The following is a 23114-nucleotide window of genomic DNA, read 5'->3' as shown; positions in this document are numbered from 1 at the left end:
GGCTGGCGCTCAACCCCCAGCGCGCAGGCGTTTGAGCAGCGAGGAGGTATCCCACCGCCCGCCGCCCAGCTTCTGAACGTCCTTGTAGAACTGATCAACCAGCGCCGTGACCGGCAGGCTGGCCCCGGTTTCATTCGCGGTGTTCAGGCAAATCCCCAGATCCTTGCGCATCCAATCCACCGCGAAACCGTGATCGAAATGATCGTCCAGCATAGTTTCGTAACGGTTCGCCATCTGCCAGCTACCGGCGGCCCCCTGACTGATCACCTCGACGACCGAGCGGCCATCCAGACCCGCCTTCTCGGCAAAATGCAGCGCTTCGCTGAGGCCTTGCACCAGCCCGGCGATGGCGATCTGGTTACACATCTTGGTCATCTGACCCGCGCCGCTGTCCCCGATCCGGCGGCAGATTTTCGAATAGACCTGCATGATCGGTTCAGCAGCGTCATACGCGGCCTGTTCACCACCGCACATGATTGAAAGAACAGCGTTTTCCGCCCCGGCCTGACCTCCCGAAATAGGGGCATCAACAAAGGCGAGGTCCTGTTCTTTGGCAGCTTCAAACAACTCACGCGTGACCTTTGCCGATACGGTCGTGTGGTCTACCAGCGTGGCCCCCGCCGACATACCGGCAAAAGCGCCATCCGGCCCGGAGCAGACGCTGCGCAGATCGTCGTCATTGCCAACGCAGGTCATCACGAAGTCTGCGCCGTCGGCGGCTTCTCGCGGAGTGACGCCCATGCTGCCACCATGCTCGGCAACCCAAGCGTCGGCTTTGGCCGAGGTGCGATTATATACCGTCACATCATGGCCCGCGGCCTGAAGGTGGCCCGCCATCGGATACCCCATGACGCCAAGGCCAAGAAATGCAAGTTTTGCCATTCTAATTTCCTTCTACAAAAGATCTCGCGGGGTTTGCCCGGCGAAGAATGCATCCAGGTTGTCCAACGCTCGAAAGCCCATCGCGTCGCGAGTCCGGGTCGTGGCGCTGCCGATATGCGGCAGCATGAAGATATTTTCGTGGGCCGCAAATCCGGGATTACCACCCGGCTCGGTCTTGAAGCAATCGAGACCCGCCGCCGCCAGTTTCCCGCTTTCGACCGCGCGCAACAGCGCGTCCTCATCCACAAGCGCACCACGCGCGGAGTTCACCAATATCGCACCGTCGGGCAGCGCCGCAATCCGTTCGGCGTTCATCAGGTCCAATGTTTCGGGGGTTGCCGGACAATGAAGCGACAGGAAATCGGCGACTGGCAGCAGGCTTTCGACGCTTTCATGATAAACCGCGCCTTGTTCCTGATCGGGCGACAGGCGGGTCCGGTTAAAATAGTGGATTTCCATGTCGAACCCACGCGCTTTCGCCGCAAAGGCGCGACCGACGCGACCCATTCCGATGATCCCAAGACGGGCGCCTGTAACCTGTTTGCCCACCATGAAAGACGGGCTCCAGCTGTCCCACGTGCCGCTGCGCATCAAACGATCGCCCCTAACCGCATGGCGCGCCGCACCCAGCATTAACAGCATCGCCAGTTCAGCTGTTGCGTCGGACAGAACGTCAGGCGTGTTCGTGACCGTGATCCCCCGGGCTGCTAAGGCAGGCAGGTCGCAGTGATCCACGCCAACGGAATGGTTCGCAACGATTTTCAGGCGCGGGTCAAGGCGGGCCACAACTTCGGCCGAGAACGGCTCGGAATGGCAGGGCATCATCGCATCGACCTGCGCGCTCATTGCGACAATCTGATCTGGTGTGCCCGGGGTATCGGCCTCGTTCAGGATCACGTCATAGTCGCGGCGCGCGCGTTCAATGGTGGCGTCAGAAAGCCGACGCGGCAGCCAGAGGACCGGTTTGTCGCTCATGAAATCAGTCCTTTTTGATGGCGTCTTCCCAGAAGTTGTAAAGTGCAAGCGCGATCACGAAGAACGCGATGCACATGAACGGAAAGCCGCCCCAGAACCCGGCGAACCCGGTCGAGATACTGTGTGAAAGACCCAGAACGAAGATCGTCATCAGGCCGACGCCGATGATACCCATGATGATGTTGGTCAATCGCGACATGTGTTTCCCCTTTTTCCTTAACCCTGCGCCCCAAGGCTGCGCTGAACCCACGACGCAGTACGCAGCAGGCGACCATCTTCTTCCACCGCGCCGATCAGTTGCACGCCAACCGGCAGGTCGTTACCCCCAACCAGCAAAGGCAACGTGACGCACGGAAGCCCTGCCAATGTCCAGGTCAGGCAAAAGACCGAGTCGCCGGTGTGCCCGGCGTCTAGTGACGGAGCCTCACCTGTGGCTGACGGGGCGAGAATGGCGTCAAACTCATTGAAATATTCAGTGAAAAAGCTTTGCGCCGAGACCATCACTGCTAAAGCGTCCTGATACTGCGCTTCGCTGATCTCGGCCCCGCGACTGATCGCAGATTGCATTTCGATGCTTAGGTCGGCCCCATGATCTTTCGAAATCCCGGTCATGTTCTGACGGATTTCGTAGTCGTAGATCGTTTTGTGTACATTGATCAGATCGGCCAGTTGCGGCGAGGCCGAAAACCGCTCGACCCGTCCTCCCAAACCGTCGATCACGGCATTTGTTCCTTCCACAGTGTCCGGGTCCAGACGGTCATGAAACGGGAAATCCAGCCACGCGATGTTGGGCTCAACCGGAGCCTCGGCGCGGGCGCCATCCAGCATGTGCGCACGAGGCCTTGCAAAACTCACCGGGTCGGTTTGGTCGTAGCCAGACACCGCGTCGGTCAGCAGCGCGACGTCTTCCAGCGAGTTGGCAAAGCCACCGATGTGATCCAGTGACACTGATGTCCGGAACACTCCGCTGCGTGAAATGGTTCCACGAGTGGGTTTGAAGCCGTAGACACCGCAGAACGAGGCCGGGCGGATCACCGACCCACCCGTCTGGGTCCCAATCGCCAAAGGCACATGCCGTGCCGCCACCGCCGCCGCCGAACCGCTGGAGGACCCGCCCGGTGTTCGGGTCGGATCAAACGGATTGGTGGTGTCCGTCGGGTGCATGAAGGCGAATTCCGTGGTCTTGGTCTTGCCCATGATGACCGCGCCTGCCTCGCGCAGATGTTCAACGATCCGCGCGTCCGCTTCGGGCTGGCGGCCTGCGAAGATGGGCGTGCCGCGTTGCGTGGGCATGTCTTTCGTGTCCACGATATCTTTCAGGCCAACCGGTACACCATGCAGCATCCCTGTCGCGCGTCCCGCCTTTCGGATGCGGTCCAGTTCCCGCGCCTGATCCAGCGCGACGCCTGCGTCCAGATAGGCCCATGCCTTGACCGTGGCCTCAGTTTCCTCGATCCGCTTCAGGCAGGCCTCGACCAGCGCCTCGGATGTGATGCGCCCTTCACGAATGGCCTCGGCGGATTGAACCGCTGAGAACAGGGACAGATCGTGTTTCGTCATGGCACCCACACACCGAACAGGTAATCCGGCAGCCACAGCGCAATGCCCGGGAACTGGTACATCAGCACCATGCACAGGATCACGATGGCGAGGTACGGCATCAGACCTTTGAAAATCTCCATCAACTGGATCTGATTTTTCAACACACCCTTAAGGTAATAGGCCGACATCGCCATGGGTGGCGTCAGGAACGAGGTCTGCAGGTTCAGCGCCACCAGCATCGCGAAGAAATACGGGTTCACACCAAATGTATCCAACATCGGCAGGAAGATCGGCACGAAGATGATCAGAATCTCGGACCATTCCAACGGCCATCCCAGCAGGAAGATGATCAACTGCGCCAGTACCAGGAACTGCCAGGGCTGCAGATTCATGCCTACCACCCAATGCTCGATCACGTCATGCCCGCCGAGATATGAGAAGATCGATGCAAAGGTCCATGAGCCGACGAACAACCAGCACACCATGGCCGTGGCCTTGGCCGTCAGAAAGACGCTTTGCTTGACCTTGTCCCATGTCAGCGAGCGATAGAGCACCGCCAGAACCAGACCGCCCAACGCGCCCATTGCCGCCGCCTCGGCCGGGGTTGCCAATCCTCCAAGGATTGAACCCAGAACCAGCATGATCAGCACGGTCAAAGGTACAAAGGACACCAGCAGATCGAGGTAAATCTGTCGCTTGGGAGGGATGTCATCCTCTTGTGGTTTTGGTGCCAGAGACGGGTTTATCCACACGCGAATCATCACGTAGACGATGTAAAGACCGGCCAGCAACAGGCCCGGAAACACCGCCGCCGCATAGAGGCGCAGGGGCGATAGCTCGGCAATCGCGGCATAGACGATCAGCATGATCGACGGCGGGATGAGAATGCCCAAAGTCCCGCCAGCGCAGATCACGCCCGAGGCAAAGCTGCGCTGATACCCTGCATTAGCCATCGCCGGATAGGCCAGCAGCCCCATCAGCGTGACCACCGCGCCCACGATTCCGGACGCTGTCGAGAACACCGCGCAGGTCAGCAGCGCCGCAATGGCCAGAGACCCCGGCAGGTTCCGCGCCGCCATGTAAAGCGAGAAGAACAGGCGATCGACGATATTCGCCCTTTCCACCACATAGCCCATGAACAGGAATAACGGGATGGCGACAAGCGTGTCATTCTCCATCACCGAATAGGTGTTCTGGTTCAGCAGGTAGAAGATGTTGTTGTTGAAGATGTCCGCGATGCTTTCCGGTGCGGACTGGTAATAGGCATAGTAGCCAAAGCCGACGCCCATCGCCAACAGCGTGAACGCAATCGGAAAGCCCAGAAGCACCAGCACAATAAACAGGCTGAGCATCATGATGGCGACCTGAGGATCAGTCATCGTTGCGCCCTCCGTCCTTGGTGCCCGTTGGATGGATACGTTCCAGGCTGGCCTCCATCAGCATGTCTTCTGTCTCGCGCACGTCGTCCAGACGGTCGAGCCAGACGCCGTTCTTCATCGCCAGCCAGCAGCGCGCCATTTCGGCAAGGCCCTGCAGCATCAGCAAGAACCCGGCGACGGGGATCAGGGTTTTGAAGAAGTAAATCTGAATGCGGGCCGGGCTATTCCAGCTGACCTCTTCATAGCGCCAGCTGTCTTTGGCGATTTCCCAACCGTACCAGAACAGCGCAAACATGCCGGGAAAGAAGAAGAGGATGTACAGGATGAAATCGACGCGCGCCTGCCAGCGGACCGAGAACAACCGGTACAGAACATCGCCGCGCACATGCGCGTCTTGGGCCAGCGCGTAAGCCCCGGCCATCAGGAACAGCGCGCCGTACATCTGGACCATCATGTCGAATGCCCAGACGGTGGGTTTGTTCAGCACGTAGCGGACGAACACTTCGTAAGACACCGAAAGTGTCAGAATGAGGATGCACCATCCGAAGGCTTTGCCGACCCATTGGCTTAGCCCTTCGATGGCGTGGATTGTCTTGATCAAGGTGAATTCCCCGCCTGTTCTGCCCACAGTTCAGGATGCCGCGCGCCGCGCGACATCCCGTTTTCGGAAGGTTTCAGGCCTCAGCCGAAATAGTGCTTGTATGCCAGCTTGTAGTCCGGCTGGTTCAGGTTGAGGTAGTTCATCACCGTCTGCGCATAAGCTTTCTGGCTTTCGATGACTTTGGCAAAGAACGGGTCTTCGTTCGCGATCCGCTCAACCACAACATCCCACGCGTTCAACTGCGCCTGCATCACGCTGTCAGGTGTGCGGTACACGTTGACGCCCTGCTCGTTGGCCAGCTTCACAAGGTCATCCGCATAGCGCTTGGTGTTGTTCCAATAGAAATTGGAATTCTCGGCCTCGGACGCGTATTTCAGGATCGCCTGAAGCTCGGGTGCGAGCGCGTTATACTTGTCCTTGTTAAAGGTGACTTCGAAGAATTCCTGGCTCTGATGGAACGAGGCCAGGTGGTAGTGCTTGGACACGTCCTGCATACCGAAGTCACGGTCCGAGGTCGGGTTGTTGAATTCCGCCGCATCGATCAGGCCGGATTTCATCGCGGGCTGAATTTCGCCGCCCGGCAACTGCACAACGGACATGCCCATCTCTAGCAGAACGTCGGCTGCCAGACCAACGGTGCGGTACTTGAGGCCGTTCATCTGATCCGCAGTCGTGATCTCTTCCTTGAACCAGCCAAGCGGCTGCGCCGGCATCGGCGAGTTGAAGAACGACACAACGTTCAGGCCAAGAATGCCCATCAGTTCGTCGAACAATTCCTGGCCGCCGCCATAGTTCACCCAGCCCAGAACTTCCTGACTGGACCACCCGAAGCACGGGCCGGTGCCGAACAGCGAGGCTGTTTTGGATTTCGAATACCAATAGGCCGGGACGTAGTGCGCCGCATCCAGAACGCCGCGGTGAACCGCGTCCTGCATCTGGCTTGTTTTGACCACCGAGTTCACGGGCAACAGTTCAATCGTCAGCTTGCCGCCGGACATCTCGTTGACGCGGTTTACATAGGCCTGCGCGTTTTCAAGAAAGATGCCGCCTCCCCAGGCGGCCTGCATCTTGAAATTGACTCCTTCATCGGCATGGACAGCGGGCGCAGCAAGCGCACCAGCGCCCACAACAGCCGAGCCACGCAGAAAGCTTCTGCGGTTCAAAGATTTTGTCATGTTTCCTCCCTTGACTGGCCCCTCGCCTCTTTGTTTTCGGCACGGGCACCAATCCGCCCTGCAGCGGATGCGGATAACGATAAGCCAGAAAACAGAATTTGCAAAATTTTTTGGAAAGTCTTTCACGAATAATTCAAAAAATACTGTAGTTATTTGAAATTACTTGTTTTTTAATTTTCATTTTTTTTGGCACGCAGACGGGCTAGAGTCTGTGGATACAAATCCGAGCATTGGTTGCCCCATTATGACCGAACAAATCGCCGCCTCACGCCGGGGTCGTCCGCGCCTTCCGTCAAAACAGGACAAGCCAGGTAACTCACCTGTGCTTGCGCTTGATCGTGGGATTCGCGTGTTGATTCACCTTGCCGAGGCGAAGGCTGCGACTTTGGCAGAGATTGCAAAAGAAACCGCGATTCCGGCAGCAACGGCACATCGGATTCTCAGCACGCTTCAGCATCGTGGCATGGTCGCCCATGACGCTGAGCAAGGCAATTGGCGGATAGGACCGCAAGCCTACCGGATCGGGAATGCGTTTGAAGAGGGGTCGAACCTGCTTGAAGTTGCGCCTGCGGTGATGCGCACGCTGGCCAAGGATACGGGCGAGACCGCGAATCTGGCGGTCGAAGACGGTGGCAAGCTGCTGTATCTTGTTCAGGTCGAGTCGGAGAATCCGATACGGGCTTCAATCAAGAACGGGACCAACGCTTACTTTCATACATCCGGCGTGGGTAAGACCATAATGGCTTTCATGGAAGACGATGAGCTTGATAGTTTTCTTGAGCCGCTTTCGCTGCTGCGCCAGACGTCGAACTCAATAACGGACAAACAGCGGCTGAAGGACGAACTGAGAAAGTCCCGGCAACGCGGTTGGGCGCTGGACGATGAGGAACGGTCGTTGGGTATGCGCTGTATCGCTGCGCCGGTCTTCGATTCTCTGGGGAACGTTGTCGCGGGCGTTTCGATCTCGGGACCTATCACACGGTTTCCAGACGAAAAACTGGACACGCTTGCGATGTCGGTCATTCAGGCTGCGAATGAGATTTCGGAAAGGCTCAGGCATAGGCCCGCAGGGAAATGATTGCGTAAGTGAGCTAGAAACTCGTTGCCAGTAGCAAGCGCGCACGTCCGTCGATCTCTGAAAATCGGACAAGAACTTGTGACGGCGCGTCGCTGAGACAGGCGGCCGTTTTGCGCGCCCCGGCTAATCTCAGCCCCTCCGACCACTTCCACCATCCTGTGGAACTTTCGCGCGATGGTTCGCGAAATCCGTCACTGCACAGGCTCAGTGAAGCCTTTGCGACTTGGTCGAAGACCAGCTTTTCCCTGCACATGCGTTGCGCCCCAGCTTCCCGGAACCAGTTGTCAGAATTGCATACACGAACTTTTTCTATTGTATACAGTTTGAATATTTAATATTGCACCGAAGAAACCTGGCCTTGCAGGCGATTCTATCATCGCCGGTAAGCCGTTGCCTTGGTGGGAGGTTCGGGCATGAAAGACGCCTCGCGGCACAGAAAGACCCAACTCTACGGGCACCTGAAAACGGCGGTGCTGACTCAGATGTTGAAGCCGGGCGAAGACCTGGACGAAACAACCCTGTCGGATCAGTTCGACCTATCGCGCACACCTTTGCGCGAGGTATTTCGCCAACTGGCCGGTGAGGGCTATCTTGAGTTGCGCGAGAACCGGGGCGCGCGGGTGTCCGGCATGTCCTACACCACGCTGCGCGACTTTTTTCTGGCCGCGCCCATGATCTATGGTGCCATTCTGCAGCTTGCCGCCAAGAACGGCAAACCCGACCAGATAACGCTGCTGAAAGAGGCGCAGGAGACGTTCAAATCGGCGTTGCGATCTGGCTCGAGCGCGGATCGGGCGATGTCCAACAACCGCTTTCACGAGATTACCGGGGATATGGCCGACAACATCTATCTGCTGCCTTCGTTCAAGCGGCTACTGATCGACCATGCGCGGATCAGCATGACGTTCTACCGGCCTCAGGATGCCGCGATGGCCAAGAACCTGCCCGAAGCCAGCGCCCAGCACGACGCCATCATCGCCGCCATCGAGGCGGGCGATGAGGCGGCTGCTGCGCAGCTGGCCATTGACCACTGGAACCTGTCCCGCGACCGGATCGAGCTGTTTGTCACGCCCGACGGGCTTGACGTGCCGCTGGGCTCTGTCGCGCGCAAAACCCCTGCATGAGGATCAACATGACCCCCTTGTTCAAATTCGAAGGGATCTACACGCCTGTAGTGACCCCGTTTCACGACGATGGCAGCGTCCATTGGGATGCTCTGTCGGACGTGATCGAATACCTGATTGAAAACGGCGTGCACGGCCTGATCTCGGGCGGTTCGACCGGCGAGAACTATTCACAGACCGTGGCGGAACGGCTGGAACTGGCAAAGTTCACCCATGAACGCCTGAAGGATCGCACGCCTCTGGTCGTCGGTACGGGCGCGATGATGACGCCGGATTCGATTGCGCTGGCCTCTGGCGCGCGCGAGATCGGGGCGGATGCGATCCTGCTGGCCAGCCCCGCCTATTCGGTGCCAACCGACCGCGAGAATGCGCTGAACGCGTTGGCCATCGACAAGGCCGCAGATCTGCCGGTGATGCTGTACAACTACCCGCACCGCACTGGCACGATGATGGGAGAGGAGTTTCTAGATCGCGTCGGTCGCAGCCGGAATTTCTGCGGCATCAAGGAAAGCTCGGGCGATATCAACCGAGTGCACCTACTGGCGCGGGACTATCCTCATATCCAGCTGGGCTGCGGCATGGACGATCAGGCGCTGGAGTTCTTCGCCTGGGGATCGCGGTTCTGGGTCTGTGGTGGGTCGAACTTCCTGCCTGCCGAGCATGCGGCGCTTTACAATGCCTGCGTGATCGAGGGTGACTTCACCAAAGGCCGCCGGATCATGAGCGCGATGCTGCCGCTGATGCACACTTTGGAACAGGGCGGCAAGTTCATCCAGACCATCAAGCATGGCGTCACGATGAACGGGATCGACGCGGGCCCGGTACGCCCGCCGCTGAAAGGTTTGAACAAGGATGACAAACGCGCGCTGGAACAGGTGACGCGGGTTCTGAAACGCACAATCGCCGATATCGTGGCAGAAGGATAAGACACATGACTCTGCTGACACAGGACGAATACAAATCCATCGCCGCGGGCCTGTCCCTGCCCACCGGCGCTTTCATCGACGGCGGCTTTCGCCCGGCCTTGTCCGGCGAAACCTTTACCAGCGTCAACCCGGCCACCGGTGAAAAGCTGGCCGAAATAGCCTCATGCAGCTCGGCGGATGTAGACTTCGCCGTCGAAAAGGCGCGCGAGGCTTTTGACGATGGCCGCTGGTCGAAACTGCACCCATCCGAACGCAAGGGCGTGCTGATCCGAATGTGCAAACTGATCACGCGCAACGCGCATGAGTTGGCGGTGATGGAAAGCATCGACAGCGGCAAGCCCATTTATGATTGCGAAACCGTGGATGTGGCCGAAACCATCCACTGCCTGAAATGGCACGCCGAGGCAATCGACAAAATCTACGATCAGGTGGCTCCGGCCAGCGATGACCACATCGCCATGATAGTGCGTGAACCCATCGGAGTGGTTGGGCTCGTGCTGCCGTGGAACTTCCCGCTGCTGATGCTGGCGTGGAAGATCGGTCCGGCGCTGGCGGCGGGGTGTTCGGTGGTGGTTAAGCCTGCTCAGGAAACCACGCTGACCGCGCTACGGCTGGCGGAACTGGCGATGGAGGCAGGTATCCCGGCGGGCGTCCTAAACATTCTGCCCGGCGGGGGTGCTGAGGTTGGCGAGCCGATTGGCCGCCATATGGATATCGACATGGTGTCCTTCACCGGCTCGACCGTGACCGGGAAGAAATTCCTGACCTACTCGGCAGAATCGAATGCCAAGGAGGTTGTGCTTGAGATGGGCGGCAAGAACCCCGCCATCGTGATGGACGATGCCGAGAATCTGGACCGGGTCGCCGCGCATGTGGTGAACGGGGCGTTCTGGAACATGGGCGAGAACTGCTCGGCCTCGTCGCGTCTGATCGTGCATAAGGACGTCAAGGCTGAGCTGCTGGAGCGCATTGCGCATCACGCCAAACAGTGGAATATCGGCGATCCGCTGGACCCGGAGACCCGCTTGGGCGCGCTTGTGTCCGAAGGCCATTTCTCCAAGGTCTGTTCCTATCTGGACAAGGCTGAGAACGTGGTGATCGGCGGCAAGGCGAATAATGGTTTTGTCGAGGCCACGGTGGTTGAGGTCGAAGACAACAACACCTTGCTGGCGCGAGAGGAAATCTTCGGGCCGGTCCTGTCTGTGATCGAGGTTTCGGGCTTTGACGAAGCGATCAAGATGGGCAACGACACGGAATACGGTCTGTGCGCGTCGATCTTCACCGCCAATGTCAAACGCGCCATTCGCGGGGCCCGCGCCCTGCGGGCCGGGACCGTCACGGTCAACAGCTTCGGCGAAGGCGACATCTCGACCCCCTTTGGGGGTTACAAGCAGTCGGGCTTTGGCGGGCGGGACAACTCGATCCACGCTCATGATCAATACACCCAGTTGAAAACGATCTGGATTGATCTTGCCGATGATGCGGATGAGGCCGTAAGTTGACGGGGTACACCGCAAAATCTCTGCCGGTCCAGCGGGGGCCGGCAGCCTGGAACGCCATTCTGGGTGACAAGCCCCGCCCAAGGGTGCTTGAGGCCGACCAGCACACCGATTTCGTCATCGTGGGCGGCGGCTTTGCGGGCCTGTCCGCCGCGCGCCGGATCACGCAGTTGCAGCCTGATGCGAAGGTTGTGGTGATCGACGCGGGCCGCATTGCCGAGGGCGCGGCGGGCCGCAACTCGGGCTTTATGATCGACCTGCCGCATGATCTGGCCTCGGACGATTATGCCGGTGAGGGTGATGACCGCAAGATAATCGGGCTAAACCGCCACGCTATCGGTTTCGCGCGCGCGGCGGTGGACGAATACCAGATCGACCCGAATTTCTTCGACCCGGTCGGCAAGGTAAACGGGGCCGCCAGCGAAGGGGCCGAGGCGCGCAACAAAAGCTATGCGCAACACCTAGCATCGCTGGGTGAGGACAGCCAGATGCTGGACCCTCAGCAGATGTACGATCTGACTGGCTCGCGCCATTATATTTCGGGGCTCTATACGCCCGGCACGGTCACGCTGCAGCCTGCGGGCTATATCCGTGGGCTGGCCGCCGGGCTGATCCGGCAAGGGGTGCAGATCTTCGAAAACAGCCCTGTCACCAGTTTTGCCCGCGACGGCGAGGGCTGGCGGGTGCAGGCAGAAAAGGCGGCCATAATCGCGTCAAAGGTCATTCTGACGGTTAACGGCCATCTGGAAAGCTTCGGGATTGAGCGCGACCGCCTGATGCAGATTTTTCTGTTTGCCGTCATGACCCCGGAACTGGACGAGGACGCGCTGAAAAAGCTGGGCGGGCAATCGCGGTGGGGGATTACCCCGTCTGATCCGATGGGCACCACCATGCGCCGTATCGACACCGGGCAAGGCGGCAACCGTATCGTCACCCGCACCTGCGCGGCCCTGCGCCCTAACATGGCCTCCAAAGCCAGCGACCTGAACCGCGCCGCGCGCGTGATGCAGCGCAAATTCGATCAACGATTTCCGCAACTGGCCGGGATGCAGATGCAATACCAATGGGCGGGCCATTTGTGCCTGAGCCTCAACGGTGTTTCGGTCGCGCGTGAAATCGAGGCTGGAGTCTTTTCCGGTTGCGTGCAGAACGGGCTGGGCACCGCGCGCGGCACTCTGACGGGCATGGCGGCAGCGGAGCAGGCCTGTGGGCACAGCTCAGACGTAACCCGGCATTTTGAGGCCGAAGCCCGGCCCAAGCCCCTGCCCCCGCAACCGTTCCGCGAGATTGGCGCAAATGTGGTTCTGCGCTGGAGAGAATGGCGCGCGCGCGAGGATTGATCAGGGCAGGCTCAGCTTGGCCATGCGCCCGCCATCCACGGTGAAAATCTGCCCGGTGATAAAGCTGGCGTCAGACGAGGCGAGGAATGCGACCAGCGCCGCGACTTCCTCGGGCTTGCCAGTGCGGGCAACGGGATGGATTTTCGAGATGTCCCTGCGGAACGCGGCGGGGTCTTCCATGCTTTCTATAAAATCGAGGTTCAGATCCGTGTCGATCCACCCCGGCGCAACCGCGTTGCAGCGAATGCCCTCGGCCCCATGATCGACAGCCACGGCACGGGTCAGACCGTGCAGCCCGGCCTTTGAGGCGCAATAGGCCGCGTGTCCAGGATTGCTGCCCAGACCCTCGACCGAGCCCGTGTTCACAATACTGCCCCGGCTCTGGCGGAGATAGGGCAGCGCGGCTTTGATCATCAGGAAAGGTGCGGTCAGGTTGACCGACAGGTTGCGCTGCCAGTCCTGCAGGCTCATATCTTCGACCGAGGCTTCCTGCATCATGCCCGCATTGTTCACCAGCACGTCCAACTGGCCGGTGCGGTCGATCACCTCTGACACGACCCGCACCGGGCTGTCAGGATCGGTGAAATCTGCAGCGATACTGTCGAACCGGCTATCTGCGCTCCGTTGCGCGGTAATCACGTGCGCGCCTTCCTGCCGCAACCGCTCGGAGATGGCCCGACCGATCCCGCTGCGCCCGCCTGTGATCAGCGCAACTTTGCCCTTAAACCGGGTCATGACACCGGCTTCCCGCCATTGACCTCGACCAATGAGCCGCAGACATAGCGGGCGGCGTCCGAGATCAGGAACATGACGACATCCGCGATGTCTTCAGGTTCGGCGATGCGACCCAGCGGGACGGTCTGGCCCAGTTCGGCCACCGCCGTATCCGGATCGAACCCGCGCTTTTCAAAGCCCGAGCGCAGCATGGGCGTGTTCACCTCGTTCGGGCAGACGGCGTTGATGCGGATGCCCTGATGCGCGTGGTCCATGCCCATACATTGCGTCAGGGATGCGATGGCGGCTTTGGTCATGCAATAAACCGCGTGGTTGGGACCGGGCCGTAGGCCCCAGCATGAGGCGGTATTGACGATGGCCCCGCCGCCCGCTGCCGCCATGATCGGGATCGCGGCACGGCAGATGCGGAACGGGGCCTCGACATTGACGCCCAGCGACAGCGACCAGTCCTGATCCGAGGTTTCGGTCACGGAGCCGCGTGTGATCACACCAGCATTATTCACCACGATGTCCAGACCGCCAAGCCGGTCCGCCGCTACTTGCGCCAGCCCGTCCGCATAAGTGTGATCCAGCAGGTCGCCGGGCAAATGTACCTCGGCGTTGATCCCACTGACTTCGCGATCCGCAACCGCAACGTGCACCCTTGCCTCGCGCAGGCGCGCCACGATAGACGCTCCGATGCCCCCGGCTGCGCCGGTCACCAGTGCTGTCTTACCTCCTAGGCTCATAGGGGCAACCTCCCGACCCTCATATGATACAATCGGTGTGTCAGAACGACTGGTTCAACTCATCCCCCGCCGGGATCTCCCGTTCGCGGCGGGCAATATAGTCCAAAAGCGCTTCGTTTTTGCCTTCGTCCAGCTTCGGCTCTTCGTACTCGGCCAACAGCTTCTTGGCGTGTTTCAACGCACGTTCGGTAATCTCAACGCTGCCTTCAGCCTGCCACTGCTCGATCGAGTTGTTGTCGAACAGATCGGGCATGAAGAAGGCGGTTTGAAAGTTCTCCTGCGTGTGCGGGTGGCCGAGATAGTGCCCACCCGGCCCAACATCCGGAACAGCCCCCAGCGCCTGATCGAAATCATGCCATTTCGGCCCTTCGGCCATGCGATACGCCATGGCGCATTGTTCGGCGTCCACGACGAACTTTGCGACCGAGCAATGCATGCCGGCCTCATTCCAGCCCGCAGAATGCCAGATATAGTTCGCCCCCGCATGGATAACGGCGCTGAGCGTGGTGGCCGATTCATACCCGGCCTGCGCGTCGAACGTCTTGGCCCCGCCCAGTGTGTTCGAGGTTCGCCACGGCACATCGTAGAACCGTGCCATCTGGCCGATCATGAAGTTCATCAGACTGATCTCGGGCGTGCCCGCCATCGGCGCGCCGGATTTCATCGACACGGTCGACAGGTAGTGGCCCCAGATCGCCGGACAGCCCTTGCGAACCACTTGTGTATAGGCCAGCGCCGACAGCGCCTCGGCGGTCAGTTGCGCGACGGTGGCGGGGACGGACGCGGGTGTATTCGCGCCACCTAGAACGAATGGCGAGCACAGGACCGGTTGGTTTCGACGGCAAAAGGCGCGCATCGCGCCCAGCATGGTCTCATCCCAGACCAGCGGGCTGTTGCCGTTGCAGTTACCGGTCGTGACAGGGTTGTTGTCGATGAAGTCATCGCCGAACAGGATGGCGCACATATCCATCACATCTTCGGCGTTCTTGGGCGAGGTGGTCATGCCCATGAACATCTTGTCCGAGTATTTCATCGACGAATAAGTGATGCGCAGGTGACGCTGACTGATCGGGTGATCGTAAGGTTCAACGATATGATGGGCCGAGCTGTGCAGCGCGGGCATCATGTGGCTGAGCTTGTGGAACATCGCCAGATCGTCCAGCGTGGGGTTCCGGCGCACATCGTCCAGATCGCGCAGAAAGGGCGCGCCGGTCATCGGCACGAACACCGAATGTTTGCCGCCCAGCTTGACATTATTGTTGGGATTGCGCGCGTGATAGGTGAACTGCGCCGGAATGGTCTTGATCAGTTCACGCACCATGTTGCGTTCCAGATAGACCAGTTCTCCGTCCACCTTGGCCCCTGCCCTTTTCCAATCCTCCAATGCAATCGGATCACGGAACTGAACGCCGACGTTTTCAAGAATGTCCATCGCGGCACTGTCGATCATCTCGACCTGACTGCCATCCATGACCTCACAAAGCGGAAGGTTGCGCGTCAGGCCGGGCAACATGTCGAATTTCGGGGCGGTGCGCAGGGCACGGCGGGCAGAGCGCCCTCCGGCACGCGAACGGGTGGGGATTTCAGCGGTCATCGGAATTCTCCTGATTTTCCATGAAAATGCGCGCTATGACCATCGCGTGCCTCTCATTATGCGATGTTTTGTTGAAATAAGCGACACATCGAAATGGGCCGTTAAACGCCGGTTCGCCAGATCAACCGATCTTGTTTCGTTGCGCGTGCGGAGACACGCCAAAACTTGCCTTGAACACTTTCGAAAAATGGCCGGGGTTGTCGAACCCGCAGGCCATGGCAATATCCGTGACGGAGTCTTCGGTTTGAAGCAGCAGTTTCTGAGCGCGCTCCAGCCGCATTTCCATGTAGTATTTTTTGGGCGAGGAGTTCAGGTATTTACCGAACAACCGCTCTAGCTGGCGGGTCGAGATTCCGAGCTGGGCGGCGATTGAGGATGGCGGGATCGGTTCGTCTATATGCTCTCGCATGACCTGGATCGCCGCCGCCAAATGCTTGTTGCGCATCCCGCTTCGCGATTGCAACGAGACCCGCTGTTTCGCCGTTGCGGCTCGCACCGCGTTGTAAACCATCTGATCCGCAACATCGAGCGCCAGCGTATCGCCGTGATCCTGCCCGATCAGGTGCAGCATCAGATCCGCAGTGGCCGTTCCGCCCGAAGCCGTGATGTGCTTTTCATCCGAAACAAACACGTTTCGCACCAGATTCACCTCGGGGAAGGTCTCCATGAAACTGTCATGATACTCCCAGTGAATTGCTGCTTTCTGATCTTCGAGAAACCCCGCTTCAGCCAAAAGCCAGGCCCCCGAGCATAAGGCCCCGATCCGCGTGCCGCGCGCCCTTTCGCGGCGCAGCGCCGCCAGCAGGGGGCGGCTTGCGTGGGCACGCATATGGATGCCGGACAAAACGAACAGACGGTCGCATTTCGGGATGGCCCCGAGCCCTCCGTCCACCAGCGTCTTGGTTTCATTGGACGAAATCGCCGTTTCACCATTTTCGGACAGCAGCGTCCATTTATACAGCTCCTGCTGACTTAGCAGATTGGCAATCCGCAACGGCTCGACCGCGCAGGAGAACGCAATATGCGAGAACTCTTCGACAAGGATGAAGGTGTAGTGCTGCGTCTGAGACATAGCTTTCTCTAGCGCCGATGTTTTTGTGCTGTCCAGAGGGTAAGTGCAGAGCCTTCAGACGGGCTTGCGCGCACAAAGCAGATCGCGGGCTTCTCTTACGTCCGGTGAGGTCTCTCCGCCGGTGATCGTCGAAAGAACATCTTCCAGATCAGAGATGGCAGAGGGTATTTGCCCGAATTTCCGGCACTGTCTGACATAGTCCACAGCCGTTCGAAGCTCGAACATATGTGCGTGTTGCTGTCGCGCTGTGTCCAGAGCCGCGCGGAACTCAGCTTCGGCGGGCTCGCCCTTGGAGCTTGCGAGGGCTTGGACTCGGTCCGTCTCAGCCTGGGCCCACCCTTCAATTGTCAGCGTTTGGTACTTGCGGGCGTCTGCCAGAAGGGTCAACGCCCCGTCCCGATCCCCCGTTTTCAGCGTTAGTTCGGCAATCAGGGTCAGGAAGAAAGGCTTGTAATTCCCCGCACCGCTCGCCCACCACGCTTTGGCCGCGTTGTGCAGTGCGCGGATCGTTTCGGGCCCGGGGGCAAGATAGGCCTCCACCCAGCTTCTCCACAGGGTCGCCGTCAGCGACATGAAAGTAAAGGAATGCTCGGCAGACAGGTCCTCAAGCTGGTCCACGACCTCAACCACTTTCTCCGGCTCGCGGCGCACAAGGTGCAGCATGCACAAGTAAGTGAGCGATTGAGCGATGCTATGGGCATGCGAAAGCGCTCGTGCGCCTTCAACCGCCCGCTCTTGGATCTCAAGCGCTTTGTCCGGATCACCGCGCATCCAGACGGCCAGACTCAGGAAACATGATGTGATGGCTGCATGGTCCGACCCGTAGATAAACGCCAGATGCCCGTCACGGTCCGGGTTGTAGAGGTCCAGCGCTTCTTGCAGATGTTCATAGGCCGGGTCCAGTTCCCCGATATGGAACAGAACCGCCCCCATCGCCCGATGCGCCACCATCCGATGCTGTGTCTCGCCGGTCGTTTCGGCAAGGTCCAGCAATTGCCCTGCGACCGTACGCGCCAAGTCATACTCGGCCCGGACCAGATGGAAGGAATACAGGCCATTCAGAATCGGGAAAAGATGTTCGGTTTCTTCGACCCGCTCGCACAAGTCGCGGATGCGCGAATAAACCGACCCGGTTTCATCCGCAGCGATTCCCGCCGTTGAGCGCAAGACGCCTGCGCGCAGAACCTGTATCTCAATCTCCCTCCGATCCCGCTCGGGGCTGCGGCCCTGCTGGCTGAGTTGTTCGATTGCCAGACCGAGCTGCGTGTTCGCCTCGATATTGGCCGACCGTTTGACCGCGCGCTGACCGGCGAGGTACCGGCAATCGATTGCCTCGGACGCCATTCCGGCGAGCGTGTAGTGGTGTGCCAGAATCTCGGGGCTGGCATCGCCGATATGGGTGGATTTTTGGTTAAGTGTCTGCGCGACGCGCGCGTGCAGAACCCGGCGTTCGCTTTTCAGAAGGCTGTTGTAGGCCGTGTCCCGAATTAGAGCATGACGGTAGCTGAAGGTTTCCAGATCGTCGGTTTCGGAAATCGTAACGATACCCGCGTCGACCAAAAGTTCCAGACCAGCGCGCAGGGCCTTTTCCCCAAAGCGGGACACTTTGGCGATCAGCGGATAGGAAAACTGCGGCCCAATGACCGCCCCAACCTGGGCGACCTCCTTGGCTGAACTCAGACGGTCAAGGCGTGCCATCAGCGCATCGTGCAATGTGCTGGGCACCGAACTGGCCGGGGACACGCCGCCCATCGCATACGCATCAGACGCATCGGCTAGAACCCCGGATTCAACCAGGTCTTTTGTGACCTCTTCGACATAAAGCGGCACGCCATCGGACCGGGCAGCAATCAACTCATACATCTCGTCCGATATCGCATTGGATTTGGCGACCTCGTTCACGATGCTTTTGACCTGCCGGAAATCCAGTTGCCGCAATGCAACCTTCGTCAGGTTCGACTGCAAGGCCCAGCCCGGATCAAACTCGGGCCTGAAGGTCATCACCACAAGCACTGGAAGGTCCCTGATCTGATCCACGATCCGGTCCAGCAGCAGTTTCGTGGTCGGATCAACCCAATGCGCGTCTTCGAACAACAGCAGTACAGGAGTTTCCTTGGCCTTGGAAACCAGAGTGTCGATCAGCAGTGCCAGCGTCTGATCCATGACCTGCTGCGGCGTCAGGTCCAAAGGCCCCAGTTGACCTTCGAAAGGAACCGACAGAAGCAATGCCGCTAGTTTTAAGGTCTCGCTGGTCCTATCTGCCAGAACCGAGGAGATCTTCTTCAGCTTCACATCGTTTGCGTCATCCGCACGCAGGTCTGCAGCCGTTTCAAGCTGGCGAATGGCCGGATAAAAGGCGCTCGCATAGTGGTAAGGTGAGCACTGATACCGAATTTGGGCATGCGAGGCCCCACCTATGTTCCGGCTCAGTTCTTCGACCAGGCGGGATTTGCCAATCCCCGCCTCGCCCGACACCAGCACAACCTGTCCCTGACCGCCAGCGGCCAGCTTCCACCTGTCATGCAGGGCCTCGTACTCGGTCACACGACCGACCAGCGGGCCAAGCGAAACACTATCTGTGGCCATGAACCGGCTGATCTTTTCCCGCGTCCCAGTCACTTGCCAGGCTTCGACTTCCTTGGCGAAACCCTTCAGCTTGAACGCACCGCGCAGAACGTATTCAAAGGCGTTCCCGGCCAGTTGATGCGTGGTGGGGGCGACAATCAGTGTGCCGGGGTCGGCCATGGCTTGCAGACGGGCGGCCAGATTGGGCGTCTCGCCCATCGCGGTGCCATCCTCAAACATCTTTTCGCCGCGCAAATCGCCGACAACAACCAGCCCGGTCGCGATCCCGATCCTGACGTTCAGCTTGGCGTGTGTACGGATTTCAGGGATTTCCTTGATGATCCGCAACCCCGCACGAACAGCGCGTTCCGGATCGTCTTCATGGGCGTGCGGGAAGCCGAAAAACACCATGATCCCGTCGCCATAGTAACTGGCGATATGACCATCGAAAGCCGCGACCGAGGCCGCGCAGCTTTCCTTGAACAACCGAAGGACCTCGGCCAGGTCTTCCGGATCGACCCGCTGGGACAGCTCGGTCGACCCCACCAGGTCGATGAACATAACGGTCAGTTGCCGCCGCTCGGCCACAATCGACGGCCCCAGAGCGGTGTTTTGTGGGCGGCTATCCCCATCGACGCTGGCGCGAACCGCCTTCATGAAACGCCGCCGGGGCCCGAGCGGCAGCCCGATGGTGACAAGGTCTTCGTCGGTCAGTTCGGTTAGATCACCAAGCTCGATTTCGTGTTCAGCAAAGGCCCCGGCATATTTGGACAGCCCGTGTTTCTCAAGCCAGAGCGCTATATCGGACATTCAATTCTTTCCCGCACCGTTGGGATTGGCCCATCGGGCGTGTCACAACGGCGGGCATCTCCCTGCTTGCATCGTTTTCTCAGGACAGCCGGTGGTTCTGGCCTGCTCTGTTTCAATGAAGAACGACGCCGTGCAGCGGTCAAGGGGTTCAGCTCTTGCCAGCGGATTTCCCTGTGCAGATTTTCGTCAATTGTGGGTTCTGAACACGCCCTGCCCCCGCCGCGCGTGGGCAGGACGCGGGCCGTTAGGCGAAAACAGAATGAAATTCGTCAGGAACCGTTTCGGCCAACGCCTCGACATTTCGCGTCAGGCTCGACGCCTTGGAGGTTCCGATCAGTACCGAGGATGTTAATCCATGCGTCTTGGCGAATTGCAAGGCAGCTGTGGCCAGGGGCATTCCAAGGGTCTCGGCCTTGTCCTGCAGGGTCCTTACACGTTCCAGAATCTCCGGCGATGCGGGCTGGTAGTCATAGGTGGCCCCTTCGACCGGACCCGTGGCAAGGATACCCGAATTCAGCACGCCCCCCAGAACAAGGCTGGTGCCCTGCGCCCGGCATTGTGCGGTCAGCTCTTCCTCTGCTGAACGGTCCAGAAGGGTTAACCGACCGGCCAGAAGAATGACATCAATCGGCCCATGGCGCATGACGTCCAGACAGACCTCATTCTCGTTCACGCCCAACCCGAAGGCGCGGATGCGTCCCTGCTCTTTCAGCCTGACCAGCCGCTCATAGCCAGAGGCCAGAAACGCCTCCATATGAGGATCGTTGCCCGCCCCGTGCGTGTAGGTACCGATGTCGTGCACAAAAACAATATCGGCATGGGTGGTCTGCAACCGCTCAAGACTGGCTTCCAACGAGGCTTCGATTCCGTCGCCCGAATAGTCATACCTTACCGCGTTGGGCAGCGGGTTGATGAACCCGTCAGCCTCGGCCATCGGATGGCCCGGGGACAGAACGCGGCCCACCTTGGTCGAGATCACATAATCCGACCGGGGTTTGCTTGACAGGAATTGCCCCAACCGCTGTTCCGACAGGCCGCGACCGTAATGGGGGGCGGTGTCGAAATAACGGATTCCAGCGTCCCAGGCGGTCGCCAAAACGTTTTGCACATCTTCGTCTGACGCTTCACGGTAAAGGTTGCCGATACTGGCGCAGCCGAAAGACAGTTCGGTCACGTGCAAGTCGGTATTGCCGATTTTATTGGTTTTCATTGGTGTCTCCAGCAAACGGTCTCGGTCTTAGGACCCATAAAGCAGATTGGGCAGCCACGTTACCAGCGAGGGCACAAAGGTCAGCAGCAGCAAAACGCCCAGCAGCGGCACCAGAAACGGCAGCGTGGCGCGGACGCATTGTTCGAACGGCACTTTCGAGACGCGCGACAGCACGAACAGCACCATGCCGACGGGCGGGGTCAGCAGGCCCAACATCAGGTTCAGGATGACGATGATGCCCAGATGCACCGGGTCGATGCCAAACTGCGCGGCCACCGGCATCAGCACCGGAACCAGGATCGAAATCGCGGCGATGGTCTCCATGAACAGACCGACGATCAGGACCACAGCCATGATCAACAGCAGCACCACCGCCTTGCTGTCGGTGAAGGACAGCACGAATTCGGCGAAATGCGCAGCAACCTGATTGGCCGTCAGAATCCAGGCAAAGACCGAGGCCGCGCCCACAATCATCATGATCGCCGCCGTTGTCTCGATGGTTTCCAGCGAGATCACCGCCAGCTTCCGAACCGTCAGAGTGCGATAGACCACTGTCCCCAAGATAAGCGCGTAGGCGGCGGCCCCGATGGCGGCCTCGGTCGGGGTGAAGGCACCCGAGACGATGCCGCCCACGATGATGACCGGTGTCATCAGCGGCAGGAAGGCTGCTTTGAACCGCGTCGCGATGACCGAGGGGCTGAAACTCACGTCGCGCGGGTAGTTACGCGTGCGGGACATCCACCAGATCATGATCGACAGCGATAGAGCCATCAGAAGACCCGGCACAATGCCCGCTACGAACAGTTTGCCGATTGAGACCGAGGCCATGACGCCAAAGATCACCAGCGGCAGTGAGGGCGGGATGATCGGCCCAATGGTCGACGAGGCCGCCGTGACGCCGACGCTGAAGTCATCGTCATAGCCTGCTTCACGCATGGCTTTGATTTCGATGGCCCCAAGCCCGCCCGCATCTGCAACGGCAGCACCGGACATACCCGCGAAAATGATGCTTGCACCCACATTCACATGGCCCAGACCGCCATGCATCCAGCCGACGATGGCGCGGGCAAAGCCGAAGATGCGCGCCGTGATTCCAGCGGAATTCATCAGCGCTCCGGCCAGAATGAAGAAAGGTATCGCCAGCAGCGGAAAGCTGTCCATGCCGTTGACCATGTTGTGCATCAACAGCACCGGCGGCAGCCCGGAATAGAGGATGTAAGCAAAGGACGACAGCGCCAGTGAAAACGCGATTGGCACGCGCATCAGCATCAGGCCGAACAGGGATACGAAAAGAATGATCAGGCCCATTTGTTGACGCCTTCTTTAAGCTGCTTCACCCGCGCGACGATCTGGTAGGTCACAACCCCCAGATTTCCGACCGCCAGTATCATGACTGCGGTGTGCAGGTAGTATTTCGGGAATGGCAATGAGACCATTTGCTGGAACGAGGTGCGCTGGATCAACTCCCAGGCCGACCAGATAATGACGGCGAACAGGATGAATGTCGCGACCAGTGCAAAGATATGCACCCAGCTCAGCAACCGACCGTAATATTTATCGACAAACTCCAGAACGATATGGCTGCCGACAGCCTGACACCGGATCGCTCCGGCAAAGCCCAGCAGGATCAGCAGATACCGCGCCGCCTCTTCGGTCCAGGCGATTGAATCGTTTAGAACATAGCGGGAAAAAAACTGCAGGAAGACCACTCCGAACAGCAGGCCGAACAGTGCAAGCAAGCCATAGTCCGCCACGGTGATGCGGTAATTCTGAAAATGCGCATCATCTTCGGCAGCAAGAGCGTCAAAGTCTATTTCGGGCGGGGCATCGGACATCAGGACATACCTCGTGCGTAAAGGCCGGACCCGGAACACAGCCG

The 23114-nt window shown here is 59.4% G+C and carries 20 protein-coding genes; 5 read left to right on the top strand and 15 right to left on the bottom strand.

Features of this window, described 5'->3' with window-relative positions:
* Positions 1 to 9 precede the first annotated feature (9 nt).
* The 7 genes from ACR0NJ_RS05010 to ACR0NJ_RS04980 form a co-directional block, all read right to left on the bottom strand.
* On the bottom strand, positions 10 to 882 hold the full coding sequence (locus ACR0NJ_RS05010) for an NAD(P)-dependent oxidoreductase (protein ID WP_480816033.1): 873 nt from the start codon (positions 880 to 882) through the stop codon (positions 10 to 12).
* A 12-nt stretch (positions 883 to 894) separates the two neighbouring features.
* Positions 895 to 1857: a 2-hydroxyacid dehydrogenase gene (locus ACR0NJ_RS05005; protein WP_480816032.1), complete on the bottom strand. Its 963-nt coding sequence runs from the start codon at positions 1855 to 1857 to the stop codon at positions 895 to 897.
* Positions 1858 to 1861: 4 nt separating this feature from the next.
* Positions 1862 to 2056, bottom strand: coding sequence for a hypothetical protein (locus ACR0NJ_RS05000; protein WP_480816031.1), 195 nt, complete (start codon positions 2054 to 2056; stop codon positions 1862 to 1864).
* Between the two features lie 17 nt (positions 2057 to 2073).
* On the bottom strand, positions 2074 to 3417 hold the full coding sequence (locus ACR0NJ_RS04995; RefSeq protein ID WP_480816030.1) for an amidase: 1344 nt from the start codon (positions 3415 to 3417) through the stop codon (positions 2074 to 2076).
* Positions 3414 to 4778: a TRAP transporter large permease gene (locus ACR0NJ_RS04990; protein WP_480816029.1), complete on the bottom strand. Its 1365-nt coding sequence runs from the start codon at positions 4776 to 4778 to the stop codon at positions 3414 to 3416. The genes ACR0NJ_RS04995 and ACR0NJ_RS04990 overlap by 4 nt, the downstream gene beginning before the upstream one ends.
* Positions 4771 to 5379, bottom strand: coding sequence for a TRAP transporter small permease subunit (locus ACR0NJ_RS04985; protein ID WP_480816028.1), 609 nt, complete (start codon positions 5377 to 5379; stop codon positions 4771 to 4773). Before ACR0NJ_RS04985 ends, ACR0NJ_RS04990 begins: the two co-directional genes overlap by 8 nt.
* An 80-nt stretch (positions 5380 to 5459) precedes the next feature.
* Positions 5460 to 6554 carry a TRAP transporter substrate-binding protein gene (locus ACR0NJ_RS04980; RefSeq protein WP_480816027.1) on the bottom strand — a complete coding sequence of 365 codons (1095 nt, stop codon included), beginning with the start codon at positions 6552 to 6554 and terminating at the stop codon, positions 5460 to 5462.
* A 163-nt stretch (positions 6555 to 6717) separates the two neighbouring features.
* Here ACR0NJ_RS04980 and ACR0NJ_RS04975 point away from each other — a divergent pair, with 163 nt between their 5' ends.
* From ACR0NJ_RS04975 to ACR0NJ_RS04955, 5 genes are all read left to right on the top strand, one after another.
* Positions 6718 to 7632, top strand: coding sequence for an IclR family transcriptional regulator (locus tag ACR0NJ_RS04975; protein ID WP_480816026.1), 915 nt, complete (start codon positions 6718 to 6720; stop codon positions 7630 to 7632).
* Between the two features lie 413 nt (positions 7633 to 8045).
* Positions 8046 to 8756 carry a GntR family transcriptional regulator gene (locus tag ACR0NJ_RS04970; RefSeq protein WP_480816025.1) on the top strand — a complete coding sequence of 237 codons (711 nt, stop codon included), beginning with the start codon at positions 8046 to 8048 and terminating at the stop codon, positions 8754 to 8756.
* An 8-nt stretch (positions 8757 to 8764) separates the two neighbouring features.
* Positions 8765 to 9682, top strand: a complete 918-nt coding sequence (locus tag ACR0NJ_RS04965) for a dihydrodipicolinate synthase family protein (protein ID WP_480816024.1) — start codon at positions 8765 to 8767, stop codon at positions 9680 to 9682.
* A gap of 5 nt (positions 9683 to 9687) precedes the next feature.
* The gene (locus tag ACR0NJ_RS04960) at positions 9688 to 11184 is read left to right on the top strand and encodes an aldehyde dehydrogenase (RefSeq protein ID WP_480816023.1); all 1497 of its coding nucleotides are present in this window, start codon (positions 9688 to 9690) and stop codon (positions 11182 to 11184) included.
* Positions 11181 to 12521 (top strand): NAD(P)/FAD-dependent oxidoreductase, encoded by a 1341-nt coding sequence (locus ACR0NJ_RS04955; protein WP_480816022.1) that lies wholly within the window; start codon positions 11181 to 11183, stop codon positions 12519 to 12521. The genes ACR0NJ_RS04960 and ACR0NJ_RS04955 overlap by 4 nt, the downstream gene beginning before the upstream one ends.
* Here ACR0NJ_RS04955 and ACR0NJ_RS04950 read toward each other — a convergent pair whose 3' ends face one another.
* The 8 genes from ACR0NJ_RS04950 to ACR0NJ_RS04915 form a co-directional block, all read right to left on the bottom strand.
* Complete coding sequence (locus ACR0NJ_RS04950; protein ID WP_480816021.1) at positions 12522 to 13256, bottom strand: SDR family NAD(P)-dependent oxidoreductase; 735 nt, start codon at positions 13254 to 13256, stop codon at positions 12522 to 12524. It abuts the gene before it with no gap.
* On the bottom strand, positions 13253 to 13984 hold the full coding sequence (locus tag ACR0NJ_RS04945) for an SDR family NAD(P)-dependent oxidoreductase (RefSeq protein WP_480816020.1): 732 nt from the start codon (positions 13982 to 13984) through the stop codon (positions 13253 to 13255). Before ACR0NJ_RS04945 ends, ACR0NJ_RS04950 begins: the two co-directional genes overlap by 4 nt.
* Before the next feature lie 40 nt (positions 13985 to 14024).
* Positions 14025 to 15578, bottom strand: a complete 1554-nt coding sequence (locus tag ACR0NJ_RS04940; protein WP_480816019.1) for a trimethylamine methyltransferase family protein — start codon at positions 15576 to 15578, stop codon at positions 14025 to 14027.
* A 121-nt stretch (positions 15579 to 15699) separates the two neighbouring features.
* Positions 15700 to 16650 (bottom strand): GlxA family transcriptional regulator, encoded by a 951-nt coding sequence (locus ACR0NJ_RS04935; RefSeq protein WP_480816018.1) that lies wholly within the window; start codon positions 16648 to 16650, stop codon positions 15700 to 15702.
* Positions 16651 to 16704: 54 nt separating this feature from the next.
* Positions 16705 to 20025 (bottom strand): ATP-binding protein, encoded by a 3321-nt coding sequence (locus ACR0NJ_RS04930; protein WP_480816017.1) that lies wholly within the window; start codon positions 20023 to 20025, stop codon positions 16705 to 16707.
* A 244-nt stretch (positions 20026 to 20269) separates the two neighbouring features.
* Positions 20270 to 21235, bottom strand: coding sequence for an aldo/keto reductase (locus tag ACR0NJ_RS04925; RefSeq protein ID WP_480816016.1), 966 nt, complete (start codon positions 21233 to 21235; stop codon positions 20270 to 20272).
* 27 nt (positions 21236 to 21262) lie between these two features.
* Positions 21263 to 22543 (bottom strand): TRAP transporter large permease, encoded by a 1281-nt coding sequence (locus tag ACR0NJ_RS04920; protein ID WP_480816015.1) that lies wholly within the window; start codon positions 22541 to 22543, stop codon positions 21263 to 21265.
* Positions 22534 to 23070 (bottom strand): TRAP transporter small permease, encoded by a 537-nt coding sequence (locus ACR0NJ_RS04915; RefSeq protein ID WP_480816014.1) that lies wholly within the window; start codon positions 23068 to 23070, stop codon positions 22534 to 22536. Before ACR0NJ_RS04915 ends, ACR0NJ_RS04920 begins: the two co-directional genes overlap by 10 nt.
* Between the last annotated feature and the right edge of the window lie 44 nt (positions 23071 to 23114).

The organism is Ruegeria sp. F11 (assembly GCF_056533855.1).
This window is presented reverse-complemented; position numbering and strand designations above follow the sequence as displayed.

Excerpts from the sequence above, each read along its gene's own strand:
- ACR0NJ_RS05005 (WP_480816032.1), bottom strand. The coding sequence starts at position 1,857 with ATGAGCGACAAACCGGTCCTCTGGCTGCCGCGTCGGCTTTCTGACGCC.
- ACR0NJ_RS04990 (WP_480816029.1), bottom strand. The coding sequence starts at position 4,778 with ATGACTGATCCTCAGGTCGCCATCATGATGCTCAGCCTGTTTATTGTG.
- ACR0NJ_RS04995 (WP_480816030.1), bottom strand. The coding sequence starts at position 3,417 with ATGACGAAACACGATCTGTCCCTGTTCTCAGCGGTTCAATCCGCCGAG.
- ACR0NJ_RS05000 (WP_480816031.1), bottom strand. The coding sequence starts at position 2,056 with ATGTCGCGATTGACCAACATCATCATGGGTATCATCGGCGTCGGCCTG.
- ACR0NJ_RS05010 (WP_480816033.1), bottom strand. The coding sequence starts at position 882 with ATGGCAAAACTTGCATTTCTTGGCCTTGGCGTCATGGGGTATCCGATG.
- ACR0NJ_RS04920 (WP_480816015.1), bottom strand. The coding sequence starts at position 22,543 with ATGGGCCTGATCATTCTTTTCGTATCCCTGTTCGGCCTGATGCTGATG.
- ACR0NJ_RS04940 (WP_480816019.1), bottom strand. The coding sequence starts at position 15,578 with ATGACCGCTGAAATCCCCACCCGTTCGCGTGCCGGAGGGCGCTCTGCC.
- ACR0NJ_RS04925 (WP_480816016.1), bottom strand. The coding sequence starts at position 21,235 with ATGAAAACCAATAAAATCGGCAATACCGACTTGCACGTGACCGAACTG.
- ACR0NJ_RS04935 (WP_480816018.1), bottom strand. The coding sequence starts at position 16,650 with ATGTCTCAGACGCAGCACTACACCTTCATCCTTGTCGAAGAGTTCTCG.
- ACR0NJ_RS04930 (WP_480816017.1), bottom strand. The coding sequence starts at position 20,025 with ATGTCCGATATAGCGCTCTGGCTTGAGAAACACGGGCTGTCCAAATAT.
- ACR0NJ_RS04980 (WP_480816027.1), bottom strand. The coding sequence starts at position 6,554 with ATGACAAAATCTTTGAACCGCAGAAGCTTTCTGCGTGGCTCGGCTGTT.
- ACR0NJ_RS04970 (WP_480816025.1), top strand. The coding sequence starts at position 8,046 with ATGAAAGACGCCTCGCGGCACAGAAAGACCCAACTCTACGGGCACCTG.
- ACR0NJ_RS04915 (WP_480816014.1), bottom strand. The coding sequence starts at position 23,070 with ATGTCCGATGCCCCGCCCGAAATAGACTTTGACGCTCTTGCTGCCGAA.
- ACR0NJ_RS04950 (WP_480816021.1), bottom strand. The coding sequence starts at position 13,256 with ATGACCCGGTTTAAGGGCAAAGTTGCGCTGATCACAGGCGGGCGCAGC.
- ACR0NJ_RS04945 (WP_480816020.1), bottom strand. The coding sequence starts at position 13,984 with ATGAGCCTAGGAGGTAAGACAGCACTGGTGACCGGCGCAGCCGGGGGC.
- ACR0NJ_RS04965 (WP_480816024.1), top strand. The coding sequence starts at position 8,765 with ATGACCCCCTTGTTCAAATTCGAAGGGATCTACACGCCTGTAGTGACC.
- ACR0NJ_RS04960 (WP_480816023.1), top strand. The coding sequence starts at position 9,688 with ATGACTCTGCTGACACAGGACGAATACAAATCCATCGCCGCGGGCCTG.